Raw genomic sequence first — 6,952 nt, forward strand, 5'->3', positions numbered from 1 at the left:
GTGTAAACGAGCGCGGGCGCCGCCCGCGCCCCGCCCCCCCCCGCGACCGGGCTGCGGCGTGCCGGCGCCGAGGGCAACCGACCGCCGCAGCGCGCGGACCAGACCAGCGCCAGGTCGAACGCGCGCGGGTCGCAGGTGAGGGTGGCGACCCGGCCGAGGAACCACGCGACGTGCGCCGCGCGGACGTCGTCGGCCGACGCCCACGCGGCGCCGTCGACGTCGAGCGACGCCACGACCGCGTGCAGGTCGGGGGGACGGACGGCGGGCGCGGGGGCGGCCGCGACGAACGCGTCCCGCAGGGCCCGCACCGAGCGGAACCGGCGGCGCGGACCGGTGGACAGCGCGCGCCGCAGGACCCGCTCGCCGGCGGGCCAGGGCGCCGCCCCGACGGCGACGAACCGCCGCGGTCGGTCCTCGACGAGCCGGCGCAGGGCCTCGTCGCGCTCGCAGGCCAGGTCCATCGGTGTCGCGCCGGTGAGCAGGCGGAAGGCGACGGCAGCGACGGCGTACTGCTCGGCAGCGGGGTCGAGCGGAGGCGTCGGCGCGCCCGACCGGATCGCGGCGGCGGCCGCCGGGTCGAGGTACTCGCCGCCACCCGGGCGCGGGGATGGTGCCCCGTCCACGGACGCGAGCCCGAAGTCGACGAGGGTCGCCGAGCCGTCCGGCCCGACCAGGATGTTGCCGGGGTGGACGTCGCCGTGCAGGACCCCTCGCTCGTGCAGGCCGACGTACGCGTCGAGCACGGCGGCGGCGATCCGGCGGCGCCCGGCGTCGTCGGTGGTCAGCACCGCCAGGTCCGCGGGGTCGCCGTCGACCTCGTCGAGCACGAGCGTCCCGCCGGTCGGCGCGAGCGTGTGCCACACCAGCCGCGGGGCGACGGAGCCGTCGAGACGGTCGAGTGCGGCCAGCTCGCGGGCGACCAGGCCAGGGCCCTGCTCCTCGTCGTCGACGACCTTGACCACGACCCGCGTCCCGTCCCGGAGCACCCCCCGCCAGATCTCGCTGTCACGGAGCACCCGGACGCGCGCGGTGAGGGTCGCGGGCCCGACCCGCTCGCCCAGGCGGTGCCGGTCCTGCAGCGACCGCGCGGGTGCCGTGCCGTCCGCCACGAGGATGTCGCTGCGCGTGAGGGCGACGAGCACGCCGAACGCCTCGTCGAGCGTGCCCAGTGGGTCGGCACCCACGGCCGCGCAGTACGCCAGCACCGCCCCGACCAGCGTGGACGGCTGCCGGAAGTGCTCGAGCAGCGCCATCGCGTCGACGGACAGCAGCTGGGGCGGGACGCGGCTGCCCCGCCGCGCGACCAGCACCTCGTCCTGGTCCGGCATCGGCACGGACTCGACGTCGGCGTGCAGCACGTACCGGACCTCGGGGGCCCTCACGCCGGCACCCGCGCCCGGAGCTCGGGGCTCCAGCCCGCGACGTCGTAGGTTCGCGCCAGGCGACCGAGGGCCGCGTCGGCGACCTCGGCCGCGGGGGCGTCGGGACCGCGGGCCGCGCGCTCGTCGCACAGCGCACGCGCCACCGCGCGGCACAGCACTGCGCGCCAGCTGGTCCGGCCGTGGTCGCGGCCGCGGGACACCATCGCGGTCGCTCCGACCTGGCCCGTGAACGGGACGCCCTGGGCCTCGAGCCCGTCGAGCGCGTCGGCGAGCGCTGCGGCAACGGCGTCCGCGCGCTGCGCCGAGGGCAGGTACAGCACGATCTTGTCCGGCCGGTGCAGGCCCGCGGCGTCGGCGCCGACCTTCCACGACGGGACGTCGAGCGCGACGGCGGTCGCGAAGACCACCGGCAGGGCCGCGGGCAGGCAGGGGAGCGTCGGGCTGATGTAGACCTTGTGCACCTGCGCCGACGCGTCGGTCCCGTGCGCGGTCCAGCCGTTCCAGTGCTCGGTGCGGGACCGGTCGTGGTGCTCCAGGGGTACGGTCCGCTCCGCGCGGTCCGCGAGGTGCCGGGCCAGGCGCGGGTCCTCCCGAGGGTCGACGGCGGTGCCGCCGGACCGGTACAGGACGGACGCCAGCTCGTCCGGGCCGACCCACCCGGCGAGCGCCGCCCCCCGGACGACCACGGTGCGGGTCGTCCGGGCGAGCTGCCCGCCGGGCGGTGTCGACATCGGTCAGCCCTTGAGCACGGACGCGGCGTACGCGATGTCCTCGGCCGACCCCTGCATCCCCTCGATCTGCTGCTCGACCGCCTTGAGCGTCGCGACGAGGTTCTCGCGCACCAGCTGCAGGTCCGCCTCGTTGAGCCGGCCGGCCGGCGAGACGATCGGCGTGATCGACGTCGGGATCGTCCAGAGCGTCGTGTCGTCCGCCGGCAGGAACACCCCGCCGCCCCCGCCGCCGGCGCGGACCTGCACCTCGGCGATCTGCGGCGACAGTGCCGCGACCCGGATGATCGGCGACGTCTCGGGGACCGTCGGCGGGTTGGTCAGCTTGTCGTGCCACTGGAACTTCGGTACGCGCTGGACGTACAGATCCTTCACATAGAACCCCATGGCTCCCCCTCCCGTGAGGCCCGCGCCGGTCGGCCCGGGCCGGCGGCGCCGCGGTGGAGCCGCCCAGCACGAAGGAACGGCCCGCGGAGGGGGAGATACGGCGTCCGGCCTCAGCCCAGGGTGAGGTCCACGGTGACGAACGACGCCGGCGGCAGGTCCAGCTCGAGCATCGAGCCGGTGAGCCGGACCGCGTCGAATGGGAGCGGCACCACGGCGTCGGGGTGGTCGACGGTGTTGTGGTCCTGCGCCGAGGTCGCCGTCAGCACCGTGGCGACCGGCGCGGAGACCGGGCGGCCCCGCAGGTCGATCCGCACGGTCGCCCCGGCGGTCGGGTCGAGGTGGGTGACCGACACGAGCACGTGGCCGTCCTTGGTCGACGCCGACGCGGAGACGGTGCCGATCTCGACGTCGTCGACCACCCGGGTCGCCCGCTCGACCACCCGGACCGGCAGGGCGACGGCGTCCTGGTGACCCCGGCTCATCGCGAAGACGTGGAACGTCGGCGTCCGGACCAGGCGGTCGCCGTCGGTGAGCACCATGGCCTGCAGCACGTTGACGGTCTGGGCGATGTTCGCCAGCCGCAGCCGGTCGGCGTGGTCGTGGAAGGCGTCGAGGTGCACGGACGCCACCAGGGCGTCGCGCAGCGCGTTCTGCTGGAACAGGAACCCGGGGTTGGTGCCAGGCTCGACGTCCCACCACGTGCCCCACTCGTCGAGCGCCAGGCCCACCTGCTTGGTCGGGTCGTAGGCGTCCATCACGGCGGCGTGCCCGGCCAGGAGCTCGCGCACGTGCAGTGCGCGCCGCATGGTCGTCCAGTACTCGGCGTCCGTGAACGAGGTGGCGGACCCCTTCGCCGACCAGCCGCCCGACATCGTGTAGTAGTGGAACGAGACCGCCTGGAACAGCGCTCGCGGGCTGCGGTCGCCGAGGCCCGTGGTCAGCTCCTTCATGAGCGTCTCGGTCCACGCGTAGTCGTCGTCGGCCGCGCCGGCGGCGACCCGGTAGAGCTGGTTGTCGCCGTGGTCGCGGGCGTAGGTGGCGTACTGCCGGGCCAGCGAGGCGAACTGGGGCGCGCGCAGGTTGCCGCCGCAGCCCCAGGGCTCGTTGCCGATGCCCCAGAAGCGGACGGTCCACGGCTCGTCGCGGCCGTGCTCACGGCGCAGCCGCGCCATCGGGGAGTCGCCGGTGCGCGTGAGGTACTCGACCCACTCGCTCATCTCCTGGACGCTGCCCGAGCCCACGTTCGACGACACGTACGGCTCGGCTCCCAGCAGCTCGCACAGGGCCATGAACTCGTGCGTGCCGAAGTGGTTGTTCTCCTCGACGTCGCCCCAGTGCGTGTTCACCATGCGGGGCCGCTGCTCGCGCGGTCCGATGCCGTCCTGCCAGTGGTACTCGTCGGCGAAGCACCCGCCCGGCCAGCGCAGGTTGGGCACGTCGAGCTCGCGCAGCGCCTCCACCACGTCGGCGCGGATCCCCCCGACGTGCGGCACGTCGGAGTCCTCGCCCACCCAGAACCCCTCGTAGATGCAGCGGCCGAGGTGCTCGGCGAACTGGCCGTAGAGGTGGCGGCTGATGATGGGGCCGGGGACGTCGAGGTCGATCGCGGCGACCAGGGCGGGCGTCGGGTCGGTCATGGTGCAGAGCTCCTGTCAGTGGTGGGTGGCCGTCGTGCGGCGCAGGTCGAGGTCCGGGTCGGCGTCGCGGTCGCACACCAGGTGGCCGTCGACCACCACGGCCGCGGCGACCTGGACGTCGGTGCGGTGGGCGAGCGGGACGCCGTGCTCGTCGAGCTGGTGGGGGGACCCGGCGTTGTCCGGCCCCGGCTCGACGCGGTGCGTGAAGTAGAAGATCCAGGCCACCTCGTCGCCGGCGGCGGTGCGCCCGACGACGACGTCGGCGTGCCGACCCGTCCCGGCGTCCCAGGGGCGGCTGCCGGGCTCACCCAGGACGAGCCCGTCGCGCTCCCAGGTGTCGAGGTCGGGCGAGCGGTAGACGCCGAGGCCCCGCCACTCGTCGACCAGCAGCCACCACCAGCCGCCGAGGCGGAAGACGTTGGCGCCCTCGCCGGGCGGCTCGCCGACCACGCGGCGCGGCTCGTCCCAGGTGACCAGGTCCGCGGAGTCGACCGACCACTGCGCCGAGCCGTCGGCCTCGTCCTTGTACCAGAGCCGGTACCCGCCGGACGGGAGCGCGACGACGCACGCGTCGATCACCCGGTCCGAGGACAGCGGCAGCGTGCCGCGGTACGTCCACGACTCGAGGTCCGACGAGGTGTGGTGCGTGATGCTGCGGGTCGCGTCCCACGAGCTCGGGGTGCCCGGCACGTGCGTGAGGAACATGTGGTACTCGGCGCCGATCCGCACGACCTCGGGCGCCCAGAGCGTGTTGCGCCCGGGCAGGTGGTCGAGGCCGCCGACGACGCCGGCGTACGTCCAGGTCAGGCCGCCGTCGTGGGAGGACGCCATGCCGATCTCGGTGCCGTGCACCCAGCCGACACCGGCGGAGCGGTCGGCCGCGCGGCGCTGGGTGTAGAGCATCCGCCAGGTGCCGTCGGGCGCCTCGACCACCACGGGGTCGGTCGGGGCGTGGTGCACGGGGTCGGTGAACAGGGGGGCGGGGACCGTCCGGCTCATCCCTTGAGGCTCCCCGCGAGCAGGCCGGAGACGATGTGCCGCTGCGTGACCACGAAGAACACGACCATGGGCAGCAGGGCGATCACGCTGAGCGTCATGAACGACGGCCAGTCCGTCCGGAACTCCCCGACGGCCGTGTAGACCTGCAGCACGATGGTCCGCTTCTCCGGCGACGACAGGAACACGTTCGGCAGGATGAAGTCGTTCCACACCCACATCGTCTGGAACACGCCGACGGTCACCAGGATCGGTCGGATGAGCGGCAGGACGATGCGCCAGAAGATCTGCACCGCGCCGGCACCGTCGAGCATGGCCGCCTCGATCACCTCGAAGGGCAGCGTCCGCATGTAGCCCTGGATGAGGAAGAAGCAGAACACCGCGCCGGCCGCGTACATGATGACCAGGCCGTTGAGGGTGTCCACCTGGTTGACGCCGACGAGCATCCGGTAGAGCGGGATGAGCGTCGACTGCGCCGGCACGACGAACGCGAGCACCAGGACGATCCCGAGGATCCGGTTGAACCGCGAGGCGCGCATGATCATGCCGTAGGCGGCCATCGCGCCGATGAGGAGCTGGACCAGGACGCCGACGACCGTGACGTAGAGGGTGTTCGCGAAGCTCTGGGCGAGCGGGACGTCGCGGAACACGGCGACGTAGTTCTGCAGGTTCAGCGACGTCGGCAGCGCGATGGGGGAGGCCACCATCTCCGCCTGCGTCTTGAACGTGTTGACGACGATGTAGTAAAGCGGCAGCGCGACCAGGCACGCGACCGCGATCATGACGACGCTCAGGGTCGCCCGCTTCAGGCGGGTCACAGCACGTTCCTCTCCACGCGGCGGGACAGGACCAGCTGCCCGATCGACAGGGCCGCGACCGCCAGGGTGAACAGCGCGGCGAGCGCCGAGGCGAGGCCGTACCGGCCCTGGCCGACCCCGGACGTGATGATCGACTGCGTGATCGTGTAGGTGGCGAAGCCGGGCCCGCCGTTGGTCAGGGTGTAGGGCAGGTCGAAGACCTTGAGCCCGCCGGTCATCAGCAGGAACTGGCTGACGACGATGCCGGGCGTGAGCAGCGGCAGCGTGATGTGCCGGAACTGGGCCACGGCGCCGGCGCCGTCGATGGTGGCGACCTCGTACAGCTCCGCAGGGATCGACTGCAGGTACGCGAGGTAGAGCACCGCGTGCCAGCCGGCCGCGCCCCAGACGCCGACGAGGATGACGGACAGGCGCGCCAGGCTCGCGTCGGAGAGCCAGGGCACGGGGCCGAGCCCGAACAGGTTGTTCAGCACCGTGTTCAGAGCCCCCGACGCGATCGGCGACAGGATGTAGCTCCAGACCAGCCCGAGCACCGCCATGCTCGGGATCGCCGGGAAGAACAGGGCCGAGCGCACGAAGTTGCGTCCGGCGAACCGCTTGTTGAGCACGACCGCGAGCGGGATCGCGATCGCGGTGACGAGCACCGTGGTGCCCACCGCGAACAGCAGCGTGAAGCCGAGCCCGGCGAGCATCGACGGGTCGCGCAGGATCACGCGGTAGTTCTCGAGCCCGACGAAGCTCACGTCGGCGGAGTAGCCGGTGAAGTCGGTGAAGCTCCAGTAGACGGTCTGGCCGAGCGGGATCAGGAAGAGCACGACGAAGACGAGCGCGATCGGCACGAGGAACAGCTGGCTGGCGCGGGGACCGCCCCAGCCGGAGGGCCGGGGGCGAGCACGGCGTGCCGCGGGGCGCGAGACGGCGGTGGTGGTGGGTGCGGTGGCGACGGCCACGGGCAGCTCCTTCCGGGGAGGGGGGGGGGGGGGGGGGGGGGGGGGGGGGGGGGC

At 73.6% G+C, this 6,952-nt stretch carries 7 protein-coding genes; all 7 read right to left on the minus strand.

Going from position 1 to position 6,952, the window contains the following annotated elements; genetic code table 11:
- A partial coding sequence (locus AB5970_RS18985; RefSeq protein WP_370505511.1) for a protein kinase domain-containing protein occupies window positions 1–1,382 on the minus strand: 1,382 nt, incomplete at its 3' end.
- Window positions 1,379–2,113: a hypothetical protein gene (locus tag AB5970_RS18990; RefSeq protein WP_370505512.1), complete on the minus strand. Its 735-nt coding sequence runs from the start codon at window positions 2,111–2,113 to the stop codon at window positions 1,379–1,381. The genes AB5970_RS18985 and AB5970_RS18990, both read right to left, overlap by 4 nt.
- Before the next feature lie 3 nt (window positions 2,114–2,116).
- Window positions 2,117–2,497: a hypothetical protein gene (locus AB5970_RS18995; RefSeq protein WP_370505513.1), complete on the minus strand. Its 381-nt coding sequence runs from the start codon at window positions 2,495–2,497 to the stop codon at window positions 2,117–2,119.
- Window positions 2,498–2,607: 110 nt separating this feature from the next.
- Window positions 2,608–4,134, minus strand: a complete 1,527-nt coding sequence (locus AB5970_RS19000) for an alpha-N-arabinofuranosidase (RefSeq protein ID WP_370505514.1) — start codon at window positions 4,132–4,134, stop codon at window positions 2,608–2,610.
- 15 nt (window positions 4,135–4,149) lie between these two features.
- Complete coding sequence (locus AB5970_RS19005) at window positions 4,150–5,133, minus strand: hypothetical protein (protein WP_370505515.1); 984 nt, start codon at window positions 5,131–5,133, stop codon at window positions 4,150–4,152.
- Window positions 5,130–5,948: a carbohydrate ABC transporter permease gene (locus tag AB5970_RS19010; RefSeq protein ID WP_370505516.1), complete on the minus strand. Its 819-nt coding sequence runs from the start codon at window positions 5,946–5,948 to the stop codon at window positions 5,130–5,132. Before AB5970_RS19010 ends, AB5970_RS19005 begins: the two co-directional genes overlap by 4 nt.
- Window positions 5,945–6,898: a carbohydrate ABC transporter permease gene (locus AB5970_RS19015; protein ID WP_370505517.1), complete on the minus strand. Its 954-nt coding sequence runs from the start codon at window positions 6,896–6,898 to the stop codon at window positions 5,945–5,947. The genes AB5970_RS19010 and AB5970_RS19015 overlap by 4 nt, the downstream gene beginning before the upstream one ends.
- Window positions 6,899–6,952: the final 54 nt, after the last annotated feature.

The sequence above is a fragment of the Cellulomonas sp. ICMP 17802 genome, from assembly GCF_041295535.1.
Lineage (GTDB): Bacteria > Actinomycetota > Actinomycetes > Actinomycetales > Cellulomonadaceae > Cellulomonas.

Bases quoted from the DNA above. Each gene is read 5' to 3' on its own strand.
- AB5970_RS18990 (WP_370505512.1), bottom strand. From the start codon at position 2,113: ATGTCGACACCGCCCGGCGGGCAGCTCGCCCGGACGACCCGCACCGTG.
- AB5970_RS18995 (WP_370505513.1), bottom strand. From the start codon at position 2,497: ATGGGGTTCTATGTGAAGGATCTGTACGTCCAGCGCGTACCGAAGTTC.
- AB5970_RS19000 (WP_370505514.1), bottom strand. From the start codon at position 4,134: ATGACCGACCCGACGCCCGCCCTGGTCGCCGCGATCGACCTCGACGTC.
- AB5970_RS19005 (WP_370505515.1), bottom strand. From the start codon at position 5,133: ATGAGCCGGACGGTCCCCGCCCCCCTGTTCACCGACCCCGTGCACCAC.